Origin of the sequence: Pseudomonas sp. ANT_J12 (assembly GCF_008370045.1) — a bacterium.
GTDB lineage: Bacteria > Pseudomonadota > Gammaproteobacteria > Pseudomonadales > Pseudomonadaceae > Aquipseudomonas.
Genome location: NZ_VOBN01000001.1, coordinates 325,158 through 346,402 on the forward strand (window position 1 = coordinate 325,158; position 21,245 = coordinate 346,402).

A 21,245-nucleotide genomic window follows, 5' to 3' on the forward strand; every position below is an offset into this window, starting at 1 on the left:
AGGCATTCCTTTGCTGCGCGTGGGAACGATCCGCCATCCCCCTAGCAAGGGGATGGCGGGTTTCGTCGTTCCAGCCCTAGCGCATCAAACCGTATCCACCTTCAACGAGTGATCGTTGAGCATCCCGGTGATGATGGTCGCCGTGTCGTGCCCGCCCGCAACCACGCCGCCCGCTCCCGGTGTGACGCCGTAGTGGCTGGCCAGGTTGACGCCGGCCAGGTCGATGGTTTGGTTCGGCGTGGCGCCGGCCATGGCGCTGACGTCGATGCTGGTGACGAGGGTGGCTCCGCTGCCGGTGACTTTGAAGTGCAGGTAGTCATCCAGCGACGCTGCGGTGCCGTTTTCGCCTTGCAGCAGTTGCGACAGGTCGAGTTTGTCGGTGCCGGGGGTGAAGTCGGTGACCACGTCGTGGCCGCTGTTGCCGGCCAGCCACTGGAAGGTGTCGGCTCCCGCGCCGCCGGTCAGGGTGTTGTTGCCCAGGCCGCCGATCAGGAAGTCATCGCCGCCGCCACCGTTGAGCACGTCGTTGCCCAGGCCGCCGTTGATCACGTTGCTGTTATTGTCTCCGGTCAGGGTGTCGTTGAAGTTGGAGCCGGTCAGGTTCTCGATCCCGGTGAGGGTGTCGGTGCCGGCGCCGAGGGTGTTTTGTGCGGTGAGCAGGCTCAGGTCGACGGTGACGCCGGCCGTGGCGTGGGCGTAGCTGGCGGTGTCCGTGCCGGTGCCGCCGTCGAGCAGGTCGTTGCCCGGTCCGCTGTACAACAAGTCATTGCCGGCGCCGCCGTGCAACTCGTTGTTGCCTGAGCCGGCGGTGAGCACGTCGTTGCCGTCGCCGGCGTTGAGGACATTGTTGCCAGTGCCCGCGACCAACACGTCATCGCCCGCCGTGCCGGTGAGGGTGTGGCCGTCCTGGTAGCTGATGGTCACGTTCGCCGTGTCGCTGCCGCCATGGTTGTCGTTGGCGGTGTAGGTGCCATGGTAGTCCGGGGTGACATCGTGGGCCCCGGCGTAGTTGACGGTCATGGTCAGTTGGTAGTTCTCGGCCGCTGTCGGGCTGCTGCCCGTGGTGTTGCTGATGTTGGTGACGTGGATCTGGTAGGTGCCATCGGAGGTCGCGGTGATGGTCCCGCCATCGGCGATGCTCACGAACGCGCCGCCGTTGAGCGAGTACTCCATGGTCACGTGACCGGCCGCCAGGTTGTGGTCGAGGTTGAGGGTTTCGCCTTGTTTCAGTTTGACGGTGATGAGGTCTTCATCGTTGGCGTTAGCCGTGGTGACGGTGCCGAGGTAGCCGCTGATCACCAGCACGGCGGTCATCGCTGCCGTGTTGGCCGCAAACGCGTTACGCACATCGGCCAGTGCCTGGTTGGCGGCGGTATTGCCGGTGCCGGCGAAGCTGATCGCGCCCGTGCCGGTGAAGTCCGCGCCCTTGGCGGCCCAACCGGTGTTGAACGTGGTCGGGGTGGCCGTCATCGGATCGCCATTGGCGTCGGTGTCGTTGGCCAGCAGCAGCTCGCCTGGCACTACGATGGTGCCCGACAGCACGTTGGTGATGATGTGGTCATCCGCTGCCACCGGTGGTGCGTTCGGAATGACTTTGACCGTCAGCGTGGAGCTGGCCAGGTCGCCGTCGTTGTCGCTGACGGTGAAGCCGATGTTTTCGGTGATCACCACCGCCGTGGTTTTTTGCGAGGTGTAGGTGTATTCACCGGTATCGAGGTTGATCACCAGGGTGCCGCTGTTGTTGGTGGCGATGCTGATGCTGTTATCGGCGGTGTTGAAGGTGCCGTGGTTGGTGCCGCCGCTGAAGGTCAGCGAACCCTGGTTGCTGTTGCCTTTCGGGTCGTAGGTGTAAGTGGTGCCGTCGACCACGATGGTTTTGATGAAGCCGCCATCGGCACCGAACGAGCCGCCTTCCAGCAACGTGCCGGTGACCGGCGCGCCTTGCACCGTGCCCGAGAGCACCGAGTTGAGCTGGTTGAGGTCGGTCACCACTACCGCGTTGGTGTCGGTGTGGGTGCTGCCGTCATAGGCCAGCGGGTTGAGGTTGGCATTGCTGACGCCGCTGCCGAGGCCGATCGCATAGTTCTTGATGCCGTTGGCGTCGAGAAAAGCCTTCCAGGCGACCTCATCCGCCGTACCGGTTTCCTGGCCGGAGGTGGGCTTGCCGTCGGAGAAGAAGTACCCGACGTTCTGCGCCCCGGTCAGTTGCCCCGGTGTGCCAAACGCCAGTTTCGCCGCCGCGACTGCTGCGTCGTAGTTGGTGCCACCGCCGGCGGTGAGCGAGGCGATGATCGACTTGGCGGTCGCCACATCGACCCAGACTGTGGTCTTGTCGGTGGCACTGCTGCTGAAGGTGACGATCTGCACTCGCACGTCGCCGAGGTCATCGTACTTATCGAGCAAGGCGCTGATAGCCTGCTTCGCCAAGGCTATCCGCGACAGGCCGGGCACGCCGGAAGCATCCGCCATACTGCCGGAGACATCGATCACCAACAGCAGGTTGGAATCGATTTCCACTGCGGTGACCGAACGGTCCGACGCCACGGCTTTGGGCACGTCATCGACGATGTTGACCACGATGGTGCTGGTGGTGCTGTTGCCCAGGGCATCGGTGGCTTTGTAGGTGAAACTTTCGCTCAGGGTGTTCGCCCCGTCGTTAGCGTTCGGCGAGGTTTTTGGCGCCGAGGTCAGGGTGTAGGTGTAGCTGCCGTCCGGGTTGATCAGGATTTGCCCGTAGGTTCCGGTGGCGCTGCCGACCACGCTGTAAGTCAATGGACCGGTGCCGCCGGTGACCGAACCGACCAGCGTGCCGGTAGCGGTTTCGCCGGTGTTGGTCGGGTCGCTGCCGGTGACCGTGCCGGGGGCCAGGTCGAGGCCATCCTTGCTCAGGTCGAGGGCTTTTTCGAAGACCGTCACGTCCTGATCGACCACCGCTTTGAGGCCGCTGTCGTTGACGTTGATGGTGATGGTGGTGGTGCTTTCGTCACCGTCGGAATCGCGCACGGTGTAGACGAACGTATCGGTCGCCCCCGCCACGCCGACCGAGTTCGGGTTGCTGTGGTACACGGCGTTGCCTGCCGCATCCAGGGTCAGGTAGCCGTAGGTGCCGTTAATGTTGGTGCCCAAGCCACCCACCGCCGAAGTCGCGGTGTTGCTGCCGGCGCGCACGCCGACTACCGCCCCGCCGGCCGCTGCGCCATCGGCACCGAGCACGTCGTTGCCGAGCACGCTGATGTTGACGGTTGCGCCTTCGGTCACGGTGCCGGTGTTCGGCGCAGCGGTTGGCAAGTCATCGACGATGTTGACGTTGATCTGCCCCGACGCGGTGCTGCCGTCGGCGTCCGTGGCCACCACGTTGATGTTCTCGGTAATGCTGTTGGCGCCGTTGGCGGTCGGATGGGTTTCGTTGTCCACCAGGGTGTAGCTGTAGCTGACCACGCCGGTGGTGGCGTTGTAGCCGGTGACGGTGAACGTGCTGCCGAGCGCCGTGGTGACCGATTGCGGGAAGCCTGCGGCCACGCCGCCCGCGACCACATGAATGCCGCCGACATCAAGGGTTTGCAAGCCGTCCAGCGCGGTGACGGTGAAGGTGCCGTTTTGGGTCAGGGCCGGGGTGTTGGGGCTGGTGCCGTCGCTGAGGTTTTTCTCGTAGACGGTCAGCTCGCCGCCGGTGACGTTGAGGCCATTGAGGGTGACGGGATCGTCGTTGTTGTGGATTTGCAGCACCAGGTTGGCGGTGCTGGTGTCGCCGTCCGCGTCGGTGATGGTGTAGGCGAACGTCTCCGTGCCGTTGCCGCCGCCGTGCAGGTTTTTGAAGTCGGCATCGTTGGTGTTCAGCGTGTAGGTGTAGGTGCCGTTGGCATTCAGCACCAAGGTGCCGTAAGTGCCGGTGAAGGTGCCGGGGGTGACCGGCCCGGCGTTCGGCCCGGTGGCAACCTGGTCCGCGCCCTGAATGTCGTTGGTCAGGACGTTGCCATTGAGGGTCAACGCAGTCTCTGAGGCCACACCACTGTTGCTGTCGTTTACCGCTTTTGGCACGTCATCGACGATCTGCACGACGATGGTGCTGGTGGTGATGTTGCCCAGGGAATCGGTGGCCTGGTAGGTGAAGCTTTCCGTCAGCGTATTCGCACCGTCGTCGGCATGCGGTGTGGTGCTCGCAGGCGAGGTCAGGGTGTAGGTGTAGGTGCCGTTGGGGTTGAGCACAATCTGGCCAAAGTTGCCATTGGCGCTCCCCACCAGGGAATAAGTGATCGCGCCGATCGCCCCGGTGACCGAGCCCACCAGTGTGCCGCTGGCGGTTTCGCCGGTGCTGGTCGGGTCGCTGCCGACGACGGTGCCGGCCGCCAGGTCCTGGCCATCTTTGGTCAGGTCCAGGGCTTTTTCGTAGACGGTCACGTCGGTATCGCTGACCGCTTTGATGCAGCTGTTCGAGACGTCAATGGTGATGGTGGTGGTGCTTTCATCGCCATCGGCATCGCGCACGGTGTAGACAAAGGTATCGGTGGCGCCCGGGGCGTTCACCGCGTTGGGATTGCTGTGATAGACCGCGTTGCCGTTGGCATCCAGGGTCAGGTAACCATAGGTGCCGTTGATGTTCGAGCCCAGGCCACCGATGGCCGAGGTCGAGGTGTCACTGCCGGCGCGTACGCCAACGACTGCGCCCGTCACCGCGGGGCCATCGGCACCGCCGATGTCGTTATCCAGCACGTTGCCCGACACCGTCCCGCCCTCAGCCACCGACGCACTGTCCGGGTGGGCTGTCGGCAAGTCGTCGACGATATTGACGTTGATCTGATTGGTGGCCGTGCTGCCGTCGGTATCCGTGGCCACCACGTTGAAGTTTTCGGTGATGCTGTTGGCGCCGTTGGCGTTCGGATGGGTTTCGGTGCCCACCAGGGTGTAGCTGTAGCTGACCACGCCCGTGGTCGCGTCATAACCGGTGACCGTCAGCGTACTGCCGAGCGGGGTCACGATTGATTGCGGGAAGCCTGCCGCCACGCCACCGACCACCACATGAATGCCGCCCACATCGAGGGTTTGCAAGCCGTCGAGTGCGGTGACGGTGAACGAACCGGTCTGAGTCAGAGCCGGCGCGTTCGGGCTGGTGCCGTCACTGAGGTTTTTCTCGTAGACCGTCAGCTCGCCACCCACGACGTCGAGGCCGTTGAGGGTCACAGGGTCGTCGTTGTTGTGGATGTTCAGCACCAGGTTGGCGGTGCTGGTGTCACCGTCAGAATCGGTAATCGTGTAGGCGAAGGTTTCGGTGCCGTTGCCATTGCCGTGCAGCGCTTTGAAATCCGCATCGCTGGTATTGAGCGTGTAGGTGTAGGTGCCGTTGGCATTCAACACTAAGGTGCCGTAAGTACCGGCGAAGGTGCCGGGCGTCACAGGGCCGGTTGCGACGCGATCCGCGCCTTGCACGTCGTTGGTCAGCACGTTGCCGTTCAGTGTCAGCAAGGTTTCAGACGCAGTGCTGGCGTTGCTGTCGTCGATGGCTTTCGGTACATCGTCGATGACGTTGACGTCCAGCGAACCGTTGGCCGTGGTGCCGTTGTCATCGACCACCGTCACTGCAAATTGCTCAGGCAGGTTATTCGCACCGTTGGCCGTCGGATGCGCATCGTTGCCGTTCAAGGTGTAGCTGTAGCTGACCACGCCGGTGGCTGGATCAAAACCGGTGATGGTCAGCGTATTGCCCAACCCGGTCGGGATGGATTGCGGGAAACCTGCCGCCACGCCGCCGCTGACGACGGTGATGCCGCCGACAGTAAGGGTTTGCACGCCATCCAGCGCGGTGATGGTGAAGGTGCCGCTTTGGGTCAGTTGAGTACTGTCGGGCGCGCTGCCGAGGCTGAGGTTTTTCTCGTAGACCGTGAGCTCGCCGCCCTCGACGTTCAGGCCATTGATGATGACCGGATCGTCGTTGTTGTGGATCTGCAGCACCAGGTTGGCGGTGCTGGTGTCACCGTCAGAATCGGTAATGGTGTAGGTGAAGTTTTCGGTGCCGTTGCCGCCACCGTGCAGCGCTTTGAAATCCGCATCGCTGGTATTGAGCGTGTAGGTGTAGGTGCCGTTGGCATTCAACACTAAGGTGCCGTAAGTACCGGCGAAGGTGCCGGGCGTCACAGGGCCGGTTGCGACGCGATCCGCGCCTTGCACGTCGTTGGTCAGCACGTTGCCGTTCAGTGTCAGCAAGGTTTCCGAAGCCGTGCTGGCGTTGCTGTCGTCGATGGCTTTCGGCACATCGTCGATCACATTGACGTCCAGCGAGCCGTTGGCAGTGGTGCCGTTGTCATCGACCACCGTCACTGCAAATTGCTCAGGCAGGTTATTCGCGCCACCCGCCGTTGGATGCGCATCGTTGCCGTTCAAGGTGTAGCTGTAGCTGACCACGCCGGTGGTCGCATCAAACCCAGTGATGGTCAGCGTATTGCCCAAACCGGTCGGGATCGATTGCGGGAAACCTGCCGCCACGCCGCCGCTGACGACGGTGATGCCGCCGACAGTAAGGGTTTGCACGCCATCCAGCGCGGTGATGGTGAAGGTGCCGCTTTGGGTCAGTTGAGTACTGTCGGGCGCGCTGCCGAGGCTGAGGTTTTTTTCGTAGACCGTGAGTTCGCCGCCCTCGACGTTCAGGCCATTGATGACGACCGGGTCATCGTTGTTGTGGATTTGCAGCACCAGGTTGGCGGTGCTGGTGTCGCCGTCGGAATCAGTGAGGGTGTAGGCGAAGGTTTCCGTGCCGTTGCCGCCGCCGTGCAGCGCTTTGAAATCCGCATCGCTGGTGTTAAGCGTGTAGGTGTAAGTGCCGTTGGCATTCAGCACCAGAGTGCCGTAAGTGCCGGTGAAGGTGCCGGGGGTGATCGGGCCGGAATTCGGGCCGATGGCCACGCGATCCGCGCCTTGCACGTCGTTGGTCAGCACGTTGCCGGTCAACGTCAGCAGCGTTTCAGATGCGGTGCCGTTGTTGTCATCCACGGCCTTGGGCACGTCGTCGGTGATGTTGATGTCCAGGGAGCCGGTGGCCGTGTCGCCATTGGTGTCCCCGGCGACCACGGTGAATTGTTCGCTGAGGTTGTTGGCGCCATCGCCGGCCGAATGGGTGTCGTTGCCGTTGAGGGTGTAGCTGTAGCTCACCACGCCAGTGGCCGGGTTGTAGCCGGTGATGGTCAGGGTGTTGCCGAGTTGGGTGGTGATCGCTTGCGGGAAGCCCGAGGCCACCCCGCCGCTGATCACGTTGATGCCGCCGATACTGAGGCTCAGCAGGCCATCGGGCGCGGTCACGGTGAAGGTGCCGCTCTGGGTCAGGGCCGCCGGATTGCTCGCCGAGCCGTCGGGCAGATTAGCTTCGTTGAGGGTCAGTTCACCGCCCGCGGCGTCGAGGCCGCCGAGGGTGACGATGTTATTCACCGGAGGCACCACCACGGTGTTGTCGTTCTGCTGCACATCGGCGTTGTGCCGTTCTTCAGGAAACTCCGGAATGCCGCCAAACCCGGCGGTAGGGAAACCGATGTTCGGATCAACCCGCCCGCCCACTTCTTCGAGCAGCACGAAACTGTGACCGCCACCCAAGGCACCGCCAGGCGCACCGGTCGACGTCGGGCCGGCAGCGGTGGCTTCACCGGTTTGGGTCGGGTCGGCGCCGGCCGCGATGGCTTGCTGGAGTTTTTGTACATCGGTCAACTGCGCTTCAGTCGGCGTCACCGCTTCAGGGGTGTCCACGTGGGGCGCCTGATGCGCGAGCAGTTGGGACGTCATTTGCAGGCTGCTGCCTCGCCCAAGCGTCAGCTCCTGGCCATTTTGCAGATGCACCGCCACCGCGCCTTCGGCCCCGGTGACCAACTGGTCGCCGGCAAACAACCGGTCGCCCTCGACCAACGCGCGTCGAGTACCGTCGGCCGCAACCGCAAACACCTGACCAATGACCTTACTGACGATCCCAATGAGCGTAGCCATGTGCAAATCTCCTGCGCTGCCAACCGCTGTCGGCATCTGGTTGCGCGAAGAACGTGCTCATGGCGAAAGCGGGCTTGCCTGGCGGATCGTCTACCGGAATACGTGTTTACCAAGGTAAAACGCATTCCTGGCGACGTTCTCGCCAAGCGTGTCGTTCGCGGGCCATTTGTCCGGCTCGGCATAAAACCCTCTGCAATCAATGGCATCGGGTTCCCACTGCGGAACAACCTCCCTGCGAGCGATGCGTAACGGTCCTGATTCACTCAAGTGACAAAAAAATGTCGCCTCAAAACCGTCCCACCTCCCTCCCCTCCAGCACTTCTCCGCCCTATGTCGCTAAGTGGATGGAACTTTCCTCAAACCCTCTGGAGCTCCCTAAGGCTCATAAATCAAGGGCTTTCGGATTGAACAATGTGCTGGATTTTTCAGAGCGCATAAGTTTTTTTTGACATAAGCCTTATGAGAAATAGTTCTTAGGTTTTCCCTAGAATGTTCTTAGCTCTGTTGTTACAAGAGTGAAACGGTTTCGCCTAAAAAAACGTCAAGTATTTGACGACAAGTAAGCACCATCAGGAAACAGGGAGAAGTACCCATGCGCCTTTTAACCCCCCTCTGCAGCGCGGTTTTGCTGGCCATGGCCTGCACTTCTCAGGCTCAGGCCATGTCGTTGACCGACGCGATCCAAAGCACCATCGCGACGCACCCCGAACTTGCATCGCGCGTGGACGCGCGCTTGTCGGCGGATGAACAAGTGAAAGTCGCCAAAGGGGGCTTCTATCCATCGGTGGATCTGAACGCTGCCTACGGGCGCGGCTACAGCGATAACACCAACACCCGGGCCTTCGGCAACCACCACACCGAAATCCTCAATTACACCCAATCTGAATTGCGCCTGCGGCAGATGCTGTTCGACGGGTTCAACACCGCGAACGAAGTCGAGCGCACCAAAGGCGTGTCCAACTCCCGGGCCTATTACGCCCAGGGCACCGCCCAGGATTTGGCCCTGCGCACCATCGAGGTCTACCTCGAAGTGCTCAAGCGCCGCGAGCTGGTGACGCTGGCCACCAACAACCTGCAAGCGCACATGCGGGTCAACGACCAGATCGGCCTGCGCACCCAGCGCGGTGTCGGCAGCAACGCCGACTCCGATCAGTCCACCGCTCGCCGGGCACTGGCGCAGAACAACCTCGACACCGCCGAAGTCGACCTGGCCGACGCCGAGTCGAACTTCTACAGTGTCGTCGGGCGTATCCCCGACGAGCTCGAAACCCCGGCATCGACCCGCGGCGAATTGCCAACCAGCCTGCCGGAAGCCCAGCAGAGCATGGTCGAAAACAACCCGTACCTGAAATCCGCCCAGGCCGACGTGCAATCGGCCGAGAGCCAGTACGAAGTCGCCAAGTCGCCGTTCTACCCACGCTTCGACGCCGAAGCCGCGGTGGGCGCGAACAACAACGTGCAGGGCGATGAAGGCCACGACAACGAGTGGCGCGTCGGCGTGGTGATGAACTACAACCTGTTCCGCGGCGGCAGCGACAAGGCGCGCCTGGCTTCCGATGCGCACCAGATCAACCAGGCGATGGACATCCGCAACAACGCCCTGCGCCAACTCAACGAGAACATTCACCTGGCCTGGAACGCCATGGTGAATGCCAAGAAACAGACCCCGACCGCACGCGAATATGCCGAAACCACCAAACGTGTACGCGCGGCCTATCAGGATCAGTTCGGCCTCGGCCAACGGACCCTGCTCGACTTGCTCGACAGTGAAAACGAGCTCTACAACGCCAACCGCCGCTACACCGAAGTGCGCTACACCGAGGAGTACTCGATGTACCGCGTGCTGGCGAACATGGGTCAGTTGCTGAGCAAACAACGGGTGGTGCTGCCCGCCGATGCGATCGCCTCCTCGGAAGTGAAAAACGAAGCGCGTTTGCCTGAACTGAAATAACCCCCCGCGTAGGAGCTGCCGAAGGCTGCGATGTTTTGATTTTGATTTTTTAAGATCAAAAGATCGCAGCCTTCGGCAGCTCCTACACCGGGAGGTGTGTGGTTACCTATGCCAACAGGAGCGATCAATTTGACCAGCATGGAACCCGGCAACACTGGTGTCGATCCGCGCCTGAGCTTCGATGACCCGCTTCTGGACGGTCTGTTGATCCTCTGCAAACTCCACGACGCGGCCGTCAGCCGCGCCAGCCTGAGTGCCGGCCTGCCCCTGAACAAGCAACGCATGAGCCTGGACCTGCTGCCTCGCGCAGCGGCCAGGGCCGGTTTGCAGGCGCGTTTGTTGCGCCGGGATCTGGCGGATATTTCCGCGCTCAACCTGCCCGTTCTGCTCATCCTGAACAATGGTCGCACTGCCGTGCTGCGCCGCTTTGGCGAGGATGGTCAGTTGCTGATCCTGCCCAGCGAAGCCGAGGGCGGTGAACAATGGGTCAGCCGTGAAGAGCTGACCGCCAATTACAGTGGCCAGGCGTTATTCGCCCGGCCGCGCCATGAACTCGAAGACCTGCGCTCGCCGCTGGTGCCGCGAGTCGAAGCGTGGTTTCGCGACACGCTGAAGCTGTCGAAATGGCTGTACAGCGATGCGATCCTCGCCAGTTTCCTGATCAACCTGCTGGGGCTGATGGTGCCCCTGTTTGTGATGCAGACCTACGACCGGGTGGTGCCGAACCAGGCGGTTTCGACCTTGTGGGTGCTGGCTATCGGTCTGCTGATCGGCACCGGTTTTGAATTGGTGCTGCGGGTGGTCCGCGCGCACTTGCTGGACACCGCGGGCAAGAAAACCGACGTGATCCTGTCCGCGACCCTGTTCGAACGCATTACCGGCATGGCGATGAAAGCCCGGCCGGCGACCATCGGCGGTTTCGCCCAGAGCATCCATGACTTCCAGGGCCTGCGGGAATTTCTCACCGCCGTGACCCTGACCAGCCTGATCGACCTGCCGTTCGCGGTATTGATGCTGGTGGTGATCGGCCTGCTCGGTGGCTGGCTGGTGGTGATTCCGCTGCTGGCGTTTCCGATCACGATCATTTTCGCGATGGTGATCCAGGTACGTTTGCGCGACACCGTGCAGAAAAGCCTGAGCCTGGGTGCCGAACGCCAGGCACTGCTGATCGAAACCCTCGGCGGCCTGGAAACCCTGAAAGCGTGCAGCGCCGAAAGCGAGCGCCAGCACAAATGGGAAAGCACCCACGGCGCCCTCACCCGCCTCGACAGCCATGCGCGCAACCTCTCGGCGCTGGCGACCAACGGCACGCTGTTCATCCAGCAATTCTCCGGCATGGCGACCATCGTCGCCGGGGTCTACAGCATCATCGCCGGCAACCTCAGCGTCGGTGCGCTGGTGGCGACCTACATGCTCGGCAGCCGCGTGCTGGCACCGCTGGGGCAGATTGCCGGTTTGATCACCCGCTACCAGCAAGCGCAACTGACCATGAAAAGCACGGATGCGCTGATGTCCTTGCCACAAGAACGCGATCCAAAACAACGCCCACTGGAACGCACGCAACTGCAAGGCGCGATGGACGTCAGCGGCGTGACCTTCCACTACAACGGCCAGAACGCTCCGGCGCTGGCCAACATCAGCTTCAGCGTCAAACCCGGCGAACGGATCGGCATCATCGGCCGCAGCGGTTCGGGCAAAAGCACGCTCGCTCGTTTGGTGATGGGTTTCTACGCACCGGAAGAAGGCCAACTGCTGCTCGATGGCCTGGACCTGCGGCAACTGGACGTCGCCGACCTGCGCCAACAGATCGGCTACGTCGCCCATGACCTGCCGCTATTGGCCGGCAGCCTGCGCGACAACCTGACCCTCGGCGCCCGTTACGTCAGCGATTCGCGGATGCTCGAAGTGGCGGAATTGACCGGCGTGACCGAACTGGCGCGGCAACACCCGCAAGGCTTCGACCGGCCGGTAGGTGAACGCGGACAACTGCTGTCCGGCGGTCAGCGTCAGGCGGTGTTGCTGGCCCGGGCCTTGTTGCTCGACCCGCCAATCATGCTGCTCGACGAACCCACCAGCGCCATGGACAACAGCAGCGAAGACGTTCTGCGGCAAAAACTCCATAGCTGGGTCCAGGGCAAAACCCTGCTGCTGGTCACCCACCGCACCTCGATGCTGAGCCTGGTGGATCGGCTGGTGGTGCTGGACAACGGGCGGATCGTGGCTGACGGTCCGAAAGAAGCGGTCATCGATGCACTGCGCAAGGGCCGTGTCGGCTCTGCGGCCGTCTAGGAGTTGCCCATGGCTCGCTCATCGTCCGATGTTTCAAAGGATCGCGGCTACTTCGGCAGCTTCAGCAAAAGCGCGGAAAGCGAATACATGCCGGAAACCGCCGGCGCGGCGTTGCAGGATTCTCCGCGCCTGTCGCGGATCACCGTGTGGCTCGCGGCCGGGCTGCTGATCTCGGCGCTGGTCTGGGCCAAGTTTGCGGTGTTGCAGGAAGTCACCATGGGCGAAGGCAAGGCGATTCCGTCGAGCAAGGTCCAGGTGATCCAGAACCTGGAGGGCGGCATCGTCTCCGAGATTTTCGTGCGTGAAGGGCAAATGGTGAACAAGGGCGATACGCTGCTGCGCCTGGACGACACGCGTTTTCTGTCGAACAAGGGTGAGAGCGAGGCGGATCGCTATTCGTTGACCGCAAAGGTCGAGCGTTTGTCCGCCGAGGCCGAGGGGCGGCCGTTCAAGCTTTCCGATGAAGTGATCGCCAAGGCGCCGCAAGTGGCCGAGGACGAACGTTCGCTCTACGATCAACGGCAACGACGATTGGCCAGTGAACAGCGGACCTTGACCGAACAACTTCGGCAAAAAACCCAGGAACTGGCGGAATTCCGCTCGAAACAAGGGCAATTCAGTTCGAGCCTGGCGTTGCTGCAACAAGAGATGAACATGTCCGCGCCGCTGGTGGGCACCGGGGCGGTATCGCCAGTGGAAATCCTGCGGCTCAAACGCAGCGCGGTGGAGATTCGCGGTTCGCTGAATGCCACGACGCTGGCCATTCCTCGGGCGGAATCGGCAATCAACGAGATCAAAAGCAAGATCGACGAATCGGAACAGTCCTTCCGCTCGGATGCGGCCAAGGAGCTGAATGAGAAACGCACCGACCTGTCGAAAATCACCGCCTCCAGCATCGCCATCGACGACCGGGTGACCCGTACCACGGTGGTATCGCCGGTGCACGGGATCATCAAGGTGCTGAAGGTCAATACCATCGGCGGCGTGGTCCAGCCGGGCAGCGACATGGTGGAAATCGTGCCGCTGGAAGACAACCTGCTGATCGAAGCCAAGGTCCGCCCGCAAGACGTGGCGTTCCTGCATCCGGGGCAGAAAGCCATGGTCAAGTTCAGTGCGTATGACTACACGATTTATGGTGGGCTGAGTGCCAAGCTGGAGTTGATCGGGGCGGATACGATTACCGATGACAAGGGCAACAGCTTCTATCTGATTCAGGTCAGGACCGATAAGAATCACTTGGGCGGGGATGTGAAACCGCTGCTGATCATTCCGGGGATGGTGGCGACGGTGGACATTATTACCGGGGAGAAAAGTGTGCTGGATTATCTGCTCAAGCCGGTGCTGAAGGCGCGGACCGAGGCGATGCGCGAAAGGTAGGCTTCACTCACTCCCTGTGGCGAGGGGGCTTGCCCCCGTTCGGCTGCGAAGCAGTCGCAATCCTGCCAGCGCGTTCTGCCTGACCCAACTGGGTTGAATGGTTTTGGGGTCGCTTCGCGACCCAACGGGGGCAAGCCCCCTCGCCACAGGTGATCATTTGCCATGATTACGCTGGTACGTCTCCTCCCCCATCGCCGCAATCTGCCCCTCGATCAACGCCTCGAACGGCTTCAGCAACGGCTCGAACGACGTCGGTGACTCCAGCGTCTGCAACGCCTGCACAATCGCCTCCACCGTCGACAACGCCCCCGGCCCCGGAGCCTTGCGCAGCCGATACCGCGACACACCGCCATCGACCAATGTCACCCGGGGCAACGCCGCCAGCAACGGATTGAGGTGCAGCATCTTGCGCGCCTTGCGCCACGTGCCGTCCGGGACTACCAGCAATAGCGGTTGATCGTTTTCGGCATAACTGCGCAACGGCTGCGCCTCATCGGCAGGAAACAACAACCGCGCCTGATAACCGGGCGGGTTCAGCAGCGCCGGCAAATCCTCGAACACCTCACCGACGATCAACTCGGCATTCTTCAAGCCCAACGCGGCGAGACGCGCGGTGTTCAGCGCATGATTCACTTCACTGGGATGCTGCAACAGCAACACCCGGGTGCGGCTGTCGAGGCTCGGGATCAGCGGGCACAGGCAATGGCTTTGCGGACGCAGGCAGCGGGGGCATTGGATTCTGGACATGTTCTTAAGCCTGATTAAGCTGTGCTTTGAGCAGATCGCGGAAGGTCTGGATCAGCGGTTCGCGGCTGCGGCCTCGGCGCACGATCATCGAGAACGGCGCCTGATAACCGAAGGTTGCTGGCAGCAACACCCGTAAGTCGCCCTTGTCAGCCCAGGCCTGGGCGTAGTGCTCCGGCAAGTAACCGATGTAGGCGCCGGACAGCACCAGGATCAGTTGGGCTTCCATACTTTCCACGGTGGCGGCACTGTGCTTGAAGCCGTGGCGCGCCAATTCCGCCTGGCTCCAGTAACCGCGGCCGACCATGCGCTGCTGGGTGATGACTTGTTCGGGAATGCGCCGCTCGGTGAACAGCGGATGGCGGCTGCTGCAATACAGCCAGTGTTGTTCGCGGTACAGCGGCATGTACACCAGGCCGCTCATGCGCGTGGAAAACGCGCCGATGGCCAGGTCGAGGCGGTTGTCCTGCACGCCGAGTTGCAGTTCGTAGGGACTCATTACCGACAAATGCAAATGCACTGCCGGGTGTTCCTGGCTGTAGGCGCCGATGGCTTCGGCAAAGGGCAAGGCCTTGTCGCTGACGGTGGAATCGATGACCCCGAGGTTCAGAGTGCCACGCAACTCACCCTTCAATGCCGCTGCGTATTGCTCGAAACCTTCCAGTTCAGCCAATAGCCGCAAGGTTTCCTGATGGAACAACTCGCCCTTGCTGGTCAGGCTGAACCCACCGCGCCCGCGATGGCACAGCACCAGACCGAGCGCGGCTTCGAGCTGGCTCATGTAGGTGCTGATCGCCGAGGTCGAGAGGTTGAGCTCTTGCTGGGCGTTGGCGAACCCCTGATGACGGACCACGCTGACGAAGATGCGTAATAGTTTCAGGTCGGGTAAAGCGTTGGCCATGGGGTTCTCCACCTGTCGATCGTTCCCACGCTCTGCGTGGGAATGCAGCCCGTGACGCTCTGCGTCACATGCACAAAAGAGCGGGACGCGGAGCGTCCGTGGATGCATTCCCACGCAGAGCGCAGGAACGATCACGCGAGGGAGTCTATCGCCGTGCCCGCCATTAGTTTAGAAAAATCTGAACTAAGTATTTGCCCGTAGCGATTCTTCCCGCCCACTACATTTCGCATTATCGGCCCACAGCGGTGCCCGTCTCTCCCGTGAACGGCGCGCCGACATAAATAAAACAACGACGATGAGGCCTTACCCGTGGACAAGATTCTTCACCAACCACTGGGCGGCAACGAAATGCCGCGCTTCGGCGGCATCGCCACCATGATGCGACTCCCCCACTTGACCACCGCTGCCGGCCTGGACGCTGCCTTCATTGGCGTGCCGCTGGACATCGGCACTTCCCTGCGCCCTGGCACTCGTTTCGGACCTCGCGAAATCCGCGCCGAATCGGTGATGATCCGCCCGTACAACATGGCCACCGGCGCCGCGCCGTTCGATTCGCTGTCGGTTGCCGACATCGGTGACGTGGCGATCAACACCTTCAATTTGCTGGACGCCGTGCGGATCATTGAAGAGTCCTACCACAGCATCCTCGAACACGACGTGATCCCGCTGACCCTGGGCGGCGACCACACCATCACCCTGCCGATCCTGCGTGCGATCCATAAAAAGCACGGCAAGGTCGGCCTGGTGCACATCGATGCTCACGCCGATGTGAACGATCACATGTTTGGCGAGAAAATCGCCCACGGCACCACCTTCCGTCGCGCCGTCGAAGAAGGTCTTCTGGACCCCGACCGCGTGGTGCAGATTGGCCTGCGCGCCCAGGGTTACACGTCCGAAGACTTCAACTGGAGCCGCAAACAAGGCTTCCGCGTGGTTCAGGCCGAAGAGTGCTGGCACAAATCCCTGGCGCCGCTAATGGCCGAAGTTCGCGAGAAAGTCGGCGGCGGTCCGGTGTACCTGAGTTTCGATATCGACGGCATCGATCCGGCCTGGGCACCTGGCACCGGCACCCCGGAAATCGGTGGTCTGACGACCATTCAGGCAATTGAAATCGTGCGTGGCTGCCAAGGCCTCGACCTGGTCGGCTGCGATCTGGTAGAAGTCTCGCCGGCTTATGACACCACCGGTAATACCTCGCTGCTGGCCGCCAACCTGCTGTACGAAATGCTCTGCGTACTGCCGGGCGTGGCCCACCGCTGAGGAGTGGTCATGAACGAACGCGATCAGGTTTTGAAAGCCGCCGCCGATCTGGTGAGCGCTTTTGCCCGTAATGATCGCGAAGCCTACTTCGGCGCCTTCAGCGCCGATGCCAGCTTCGTGTTCTACACCCTCGAACAGCCCCTGCTGTCGCGCGATGCCTACCAGGCGTTGTGGGACACCTGGCGCGCCGAGGATGGCTTCGAAGTGCTGTCGTGCACTTCAAGCAACGCCTTTGTCAGCCTGCAGGGTGACGTGGCGATTTTCATCCATGACGTGGCCACCGAGCTGCGCATGCAAGGGGAGCAACACTTCAGCCAGGAGCGCGAGACCATCGTCTTTCGCAAAGAACAACAAGGCCTTTGGCTGGCCTGTCACGAACATTTGTCCGCTATGCCGGAAGGGCTGCCATCCCCTTAGCCAAACAGGTGACGCTCACACACGATGAGCGCGCCTTTATGATCGGAGCTGATCATGAATAACAACAACAAAGACAAAGACCAAAGCCTTACGCAAATTGAAACCTACGGGGTCGAACAGATCCCGGACAGCGAACGTACCGCAGGCCCGACGGACTTGTTCCGGATGATCTTCGGCGGTTCCAATACCTTCGCCACCGCCGTGCTCGGCAGTTTCCCGGTGCTGTTCGGCCTGTCGTTCCAGGCCGGTGTCTGGGCGATTGTGCTGGGGGTGTTGCTGGGTTCGCTGATCCTCGCGCCGATGGGCCTGTTCGGCCCGATCAATGGCACCAACAACGCCGTGTCTTCCGGTGCGCACTTCGGCGTGCACGGGCGGATCGTCGGTTCGTTCCTGTCGTTGCTGACCGCCATCGCCTTCTTCTCGCTCAGTGTGTGGAGTTCGGGAGATGCGTTGATTGGTGGTGCAAAACGCTTGATCGGCCTGCCGGAAACCGACCTGACTCTGGGCCTGGCCTACGGTCTGTTCGCGATCCTGGTGCTGACCGTGTGCATCTACGGCTTCCGCTTCCTGTTGTGGGTCAACAAGATCGCGGTGTGGAGCGCCAGCCTGCTGTTCCTGCTGGGCATCTTCGCTTTCGCCGGTCCCTTCGATGTGAACTTCGCCGGCACCGTGAGTATGGGTCAACCAGGCTTCTGGGCCGCGTTCATCGGCGCTGCGCTGGTGGCGATGAGCAACCCGATTTCCTTCGGGGCGTTCCTCGGTGACTGGTCGCGCTACATCCCTCGCGACACGCCAAAAGGCCGGATCATGGCGGCGGTGGTGATCTCGCAGATCGCAACCTTCATCCCGTTCCTGTTCGGCCTGACCACCGCGACCATCGTGGCGATCAAGGCCCCGGACTACATCGCGGCCAACAACTACGTCGGCGGTCTGCTGGCCGTTTCGCCGAGCTGGTTCTTCCTGCCGGTGTGCCTGATTGCGGTGATCGGCGGCATGTCCACCGGCACCACCTCGCTGTATGGCACCGGGTTGGACATGTCCAGCGTGTTCCCTCGGGTGCTGTCGCGGGTCAAGGCGACGCTGTTGATCGGGGTGATGTCGATTGCCTTCATCTTTATCGGGCGCTTTGCGGCGAACCTGGTGCAGAGCGTGTCGACCTTCGCCGTGCTGATCATCACCTGCACCACCCCATGGATGGTGATCATGATCATCGGCCTGGTGGTGCGCCGCGGCTTCTACTGCCCGGATGACCTGCAAGTGTTCACCCGCGGCGAGAAAGGTGGCCGCTACTGGTTCACCCACGGCTGGAACTGGCGTGGCCTGGGGGCGTGGATCCCGAGTGCGCTGGTGGGTTTGTGCTTTGTGAACCTGCCGGGGCAGTTCGTGGGTGTGCTGGGCAACCTCGCTGGCGGCATCGACATCAGCCTGCCGGTGACCCTGGGTCTGGCCTCCCTGGTGTATTTCATGCTGCTGAGCCTGTTCCCGGAACCGAAGGAAGTGTTCGGCCCGCAGGATGCACGCAGCAAGGGCACGGATTCGCTGGGTAAACCGGCGTTGCGCCAAGCCGCCTGATTCAACACATTACTTGTGGACAACGCATGACCTGTAGGAGCGAGGCTTGCCCGCGAAGAACGATAACGCGGTCTGCCTGACAGACCGCATCGCCCCCTTCGCGGGCAAGCCTCGCGCCTACAGGGATGATGTTTTCGCAGGAATTGATTTTCGCCTCACCATAAAAAAGACAATCGGAGACACGCCATCATGGCCCTGGATTTATTCGTCGTACTCATCTACGCCGCCGCGATGCTGATACTCGGCTATTACGGCATGCGCAAAGCCAAGACCAACGAAGACTTTTTGGTCGCCGGTCGTAACCTCGGCCCGAGCCTGTACATGGGCACCATGGCCGCCACCGTTCTGGGCGGCGCATCCACCGTCGGCACCGTGCGCCTGGGCTACGTCCATGGCATCTCCGGTTTCTGGCTGTGCGCGGCCCTCGGTTGCGGGATCGTGGCGCTGAACCTGTTCCTCGCCAAACCGCTGCTGAAACTGAAGATCTACACCGTTACCCAGGTCCTGGAAAAACGCTACAACCCGATGGCCCGCTCGGCGAGCGCGGTGATCATGCTGGCGTATGCGCTGATGATCGGCGTGACCTCGATCCTGGCGATCGGCACCGTGCTACAAGTGCTGTTCGGCCTGCCGTTCTGGATTTCGGTACTGCTCGGCGGTGGCGTGGTGGTGATCTACTCGGCGATCGGCGGCATGTGGTCGTTAACCCTGACCGACATCGTCCAGTTCGTGATCAAAACTGTGGGCCTGATGTTCATCCTGTTGCCGATCTGCCTGTATCGCGTTGGCGGCTGGGATGAGTTGGTGCTGAAACTGCCGGCGACTGCCTTCAGCTTCACCACCATCGGTTGGGACACGATCATTACCTACTTCATGATCTACTTCTTCGGGATCCTGATTGGCCAGGACATCTGGCAGCGGGTGTTCACCGTCAAGTCGGCCAAAGTCGCGCAGTACGCCGGTACCTTTGCCGGTTTCTACTGCATCCTCTACGGCCTGGCTTGTGCCCTGATCGGCATGGCCGCTCATGTGCTGATTCCGGACCTGGACAACGTCAACAACGCCTTCGCCGCCATCGTTAAGCTGTCCCTGCCGGACGGTATCCGTGGCCTGGTGATCGCCGCGGCACTGGCCGCCATGATGTCCACCGCCAGCGCCGGCCTGCTCGCCGCCGCCACCACCCTGACCGAAGACCTGCTGCCGAAACTGCGTGGCGGTAAACAGTCGAGCCTGCGCATCAACCGTCTGTTCACCCTGATGACCGGCGTTGTCGTGCTCGGTATTGCCCTGATCGTGAATGACGTGATCAGCGCCCTGACCCTGGCCTACAACCTGTTGGTGGGCGGCATGCTGATCCCGCTGATGGGCGCGATCTTCTGGAAACGCGCCACCACTGCCGGCGCCATCGCCAGCATGGGCATGGGCTTCGCCACGGCGCTGGTGTTCATGTTCAAGGATGGTCTGGATGCGAACACACCGATCTATTACAGCCTCGGCGTAGGTTTGGTGAGCTTTGTATTGGTCAGCCTGCTGTCCCGTCGCCCGGCCGTTTTGGCTAGCGCGGCCTAAGCTTCTATAAAGAACTGATGCTTTCTTCGACGGGTGTGGCGTCGGTTGCCACACCCGTTTTTTTTCGTCTGAAGGAAACTGCTTATGAAGATTGTTTCTCGTGACCAGTGGTTTGAAGTGAAAACCTTGTCCGACGGCATTCGCCTGATTCACGAGCCGTACATCCGCCCCTTCTACCGCTGCAACCTCTGGCACATCCAGGGCCGCGACAAGGACTTGCTGCTGGACAGCGGCTCGGGGCTGGTGAGCCTGCGCGAGCAACTACCGTGGATTACCGAGCGGCCGTTGGTGGCAGTGGCGAGTCATTGCCATTTCGACCACATTGCCGGGCATCACGAATTCGCTGAACGCCTGGTGCACCCGGCTGAAGCGCAGATTCTCGCGTCGCCCGACGGCGAGAACACCTTGAGCACGGCGTTTGTCGGTGACGAGATGTTCGAGGCGCACCCGGACTGCCCGCTGTGCTATGCCGAATACCGGGTCAAAGCCGCGCCGGCCACGGGTTACATTGAGGAGGGTGACGTGCTGGATCTGGGTGACCGCGTGTTGCAAGTGCTACACACACCGGGGCATTCGCCGGGCGGCATCAGCCTGTATGAAGCGGCGACCGAAACCCTGTTCAGCGGCGACATCATCTACGACGGGCCGCTGATCGAAGACGCCTACCATTCCAACCTCGACGACTATGCCCGCAGCCTGCAACGCTTGCGCGCGCTGCCGATCCGCACGGTGCATGGCGGGCATTTCGGCAGTTTTTCCGGAGAACATCTGCGCACGATGATTGACGAGTGGCAGCGCTGCCACGGCTGAAGCCTGCTGTACTCAGCCCAGGGACAACAACAATAACGCCCTCGAAGAACGACCATGAAAAGAGCCGCCGTTCGTGCTGCCGTGCACCGCTTTATCAGCCGCCTGCTGGAAGGCCGGGATGACTTCGACGACAACGCCAGCCTGGCGCAGTTGGGGCTGGATAAAGAGGATATCGAGGAGCTTATCTTTCATCTGGAGGATGAGCTGGGGCTGACAGCGTTTACGGCGGAGGAAGACCGGATGCTCAAGGACGCCAGGACGGCGGAAGATTTGAGTCGGTTTTTGGTGAGGATTGGACGGGATTGAGAATGGCTGCCAAACACACCGATATCTATGGCAGGGAGGCTTTTGTGGCGAGGGGGCTTGCCCCCGTTGGGCTGCGAAGCAGCCCCGAAA

12 protein-coding genes are annotated in these 21,245 nt (G+C 61.7%); 9 read left to right on the plus strand and 3 right to left on the minus strand.

All coding sequences use genetic code 11. From position 1 onward, the window contains the following. Positions 1-84: 84 nt before the first annotated feature. Positions 85-7,959: a retention module-containing protein gene (locus FQ192_RS01615; protein WP_149657082.1), complete on the minus strand. Its 7,875-nt coding sequence runs from the start codon at positions 7,957-7,959 to the stop codon at positions 85-87. A gap of 592 nt (positions 7,960-8,551) precedes the next feature. Here FQ192_RS01615 and FQ192_RS01620 point away from each other — a divergent pair. The 3 genes from FQ192_RS01620 (at position 8,552) to FQ192_RS01630 (ending at position 13,576) form a co-directional block, all read left to right on the plus strand. Further along, positions 8,552-9,910, plus strand: coding sequence for a TolC family outer membrane protein (locus tag FQ192_RS01620; protein WP_149657083.1), 1,359 nt, complete (start codon positions 8,552-8,554; stop codon positions 9,908-9,910). A gap of 129 nt (positions 9,911-10,039) precedes the next feature. Then, positions 10,040-12,199 (plus strand): type I secretion system permease/ATPase, encoded by a 2,160-nt coding sequence (locus FQ192_RS01625; protein WP_149657084.1) that lies wholly within the window; start codon positions 10,040-10,042, stop codon positions 12,197-12,199. 9 nt (positions 12,200-12,208) lie between these two features. Beyond that, on the plus strand, positions 12,209-13,576 hold the full coding sequence (locus tag FQ192_RS01630; protein ID WP_123515350.1) for an HlyD family type I secretion periplasmic adaptor subunit: 1,368 nt from the start codon (positions 12,209-12,211) through the stop codon (positions 13,574-13,576). Positions 13,577-13,729: 153 nt separating this feature from the next. On the opposite strand, the gene FQ192_RS01635 is transcribed toward FQ192_RS01630, so the two are convergent. Together FQ192_RS01635 and FQ192_RS01640 are read right to left on the minus strand one after the other, a co-directional pair. Then, positions 13,730-14,323 carry a tRNA-uridine aminocarboxypropyltransferase gene (locus FQ192_RS01635; protein ID WP_149657085.1) on the minus strand — a complete coding sequence of 198 codons (594 nt, stop codon included), beginning with the start codon at positions 14,321-14,323 and terminating at the stop codon, positions 13,730-13,732. A 4-nt stretch (positions 14,324-14,327) separates the two neighbouring features. Continuing rightward, the gene (locus FQ192_RS01640; protein ID WP_008013540.1) at positions 14,328-15,221 is read right to left on the minus strand and encodes a LysR family transcriptional regulator; all 894 of its coding nucleotides are present in this window, start codon (positions 15,219-15,221) and stop codon (positions 14,328-14,330) included. Between the two features lie 309 nt (positions 15,222-15,530). Between FQ192_RS01640 and speB the strand changes: the two genes are divergently transcribed. The 6 genes from speB to FQ192_RS01675 all read left to right on the plus strand — a co-directional run bounded on the left by speB (position 15,531) and on the right by FQ192_RS01675 (position 21,155). Continuing rightward, a complete protein-coding gene (speB, locus tag FQ192_RS01645; protein ID WP_054049162.1) occupies positions 15,531-16,481 on the plus strand; it encodes an agmatinase in 951 nt (316 codons plus the stop codon). A 9-nt stretch (positions 16,482-16,490) separates the two neighbouring features. Continuing rightward, a complete protein-coding gene (locus tag FQ192_RS01650) occupies positions 16,491-16,898 on the plus strand; it encodes a nuclear transport factor 2 family protein (protein ID WP_149657086.1) in 408 nt (135 codons plus the stop codon). Between the two features lie 54 nt (positions 16,899-16,952). Next, a complete protein-coding gene (locus FQ192_RS01655; RefSeq protein WP_149657087.1) occupies positions 16,953-18,470 on the plus strand; it encodes a cytosine permease in 1,518 nt (505 codons plus the stop codon). A 189-nt stretch (positions 18,471-18,659) separates the two neighbouring features. Then, complete coding sequence (locus FQ192_RS01665) at positions 18,660-20,039, plus strand: sodium:solute symporter (RefSeq protein WP_149657089.1); 1,380 nt, start codon at positions 18,660-18,662, stop codon at positions 20,037-20,039. A gap of 84 nt (positions 20,040-20,123) precedes the next feature. Then, complete coding sequence (locus FQ192_RS01670; RefSeq protein WP_149657090.1) at positions 20,124-20,849, plus strand: MBL fold metallo-hydrolase; 726 nt, start codon at positions 20,124-20,126, stop codon at positions 20,847-20,849. A gap of 54 nt (positions 20,850-20,903) precedes the next feature. Further along, positions 20,904-21,155 (plus strand): acyl carrier protein, encoded by a 252-nt coding sequence (locus FQ192_RS01675; protein ID WP_149657091.1) that lies wholly within the window; start codon positions 20,904-20,906, stop codon positions 21,153-21,155. Positions 21,156-21,245: the final 90 nt, after the last annotated feature.

Excerpts from the sequence above, each read along its gene's own strand:
- FQ192_RS01615 (WP_149657082.1), bottom strand. The coding sequence starts at position 7,959 with ATGGCTACGCTCATTGGGATCGTCAGTAAGGTCATTGGTCAGGTGTTT.
- FQ192_RS01620 (WP_149657083.1), top strand. The coding sequence starts at position 8,552 with ATGCGCCTTTTAACCCCCCTCTGCAGCGCGGTTTTGCTGGCCATGGCC.
- FQ192_RS01630 (WP_123515350.1), top strand. The coding sequence starts at position 12,209 with ATGGCTCGCTCATCGTCCGATGTTTCAAAGGATCGCGGCTACTTCGGC.
- FQ192_RS01635 (WP_149657085.1), bottom strand. The coding sequence starts at position 14,323 with ATGTCCAGAATCCAATGCCCCCGCTGCCTGCGTCCGCAAAGCCATTGC.
- FQ192_RS01640 (WP_008013540.1), bottom strand. The coding sequence starts at position 15,221 with ATGGCCAACGCTTTACCCGACCTGAAACTATTACGCATCTTCGTCAGC.
- FQ192_RS01650 (WP_149657086.1), top strand. The coding sequence starts at position 16,491 with ATGAACGAACGCGATCAGGTTTTGAAAGCCGCCGCCGATCTGGTGAGC.
- FQ192_RS01655 (WP_149657087.1), top strand. The coding sequence starts at position 16,953 with ATGAATAACAACAACAAAGACAAAGACCAAAGCCTTACGCAAATTGAA.
- FQ192_RS01665 (WP_149657089.1), top strand. The coding sequence starts at position 18,660 with ATGGCCCTGGATTTATTCGTCGTACTCATCTACGCCGCCGCGATGCTG.
- FQ192_RS01670 (WP_149657090.1), top strand. The coding sequence starts at position 20,124 with ATGAAGATTGTTTCTCGTGACCAGTGGTTTGAAGTGAAAACCTTGTCC.
- FQ192_RS01675 (WP_149657091.1), top strand. The coding sequence starts at position 20,904 with ATGAAAAGAGCCGCCGTTCGTGCTGCCGTGCACCGCTTTATCAGCCGC.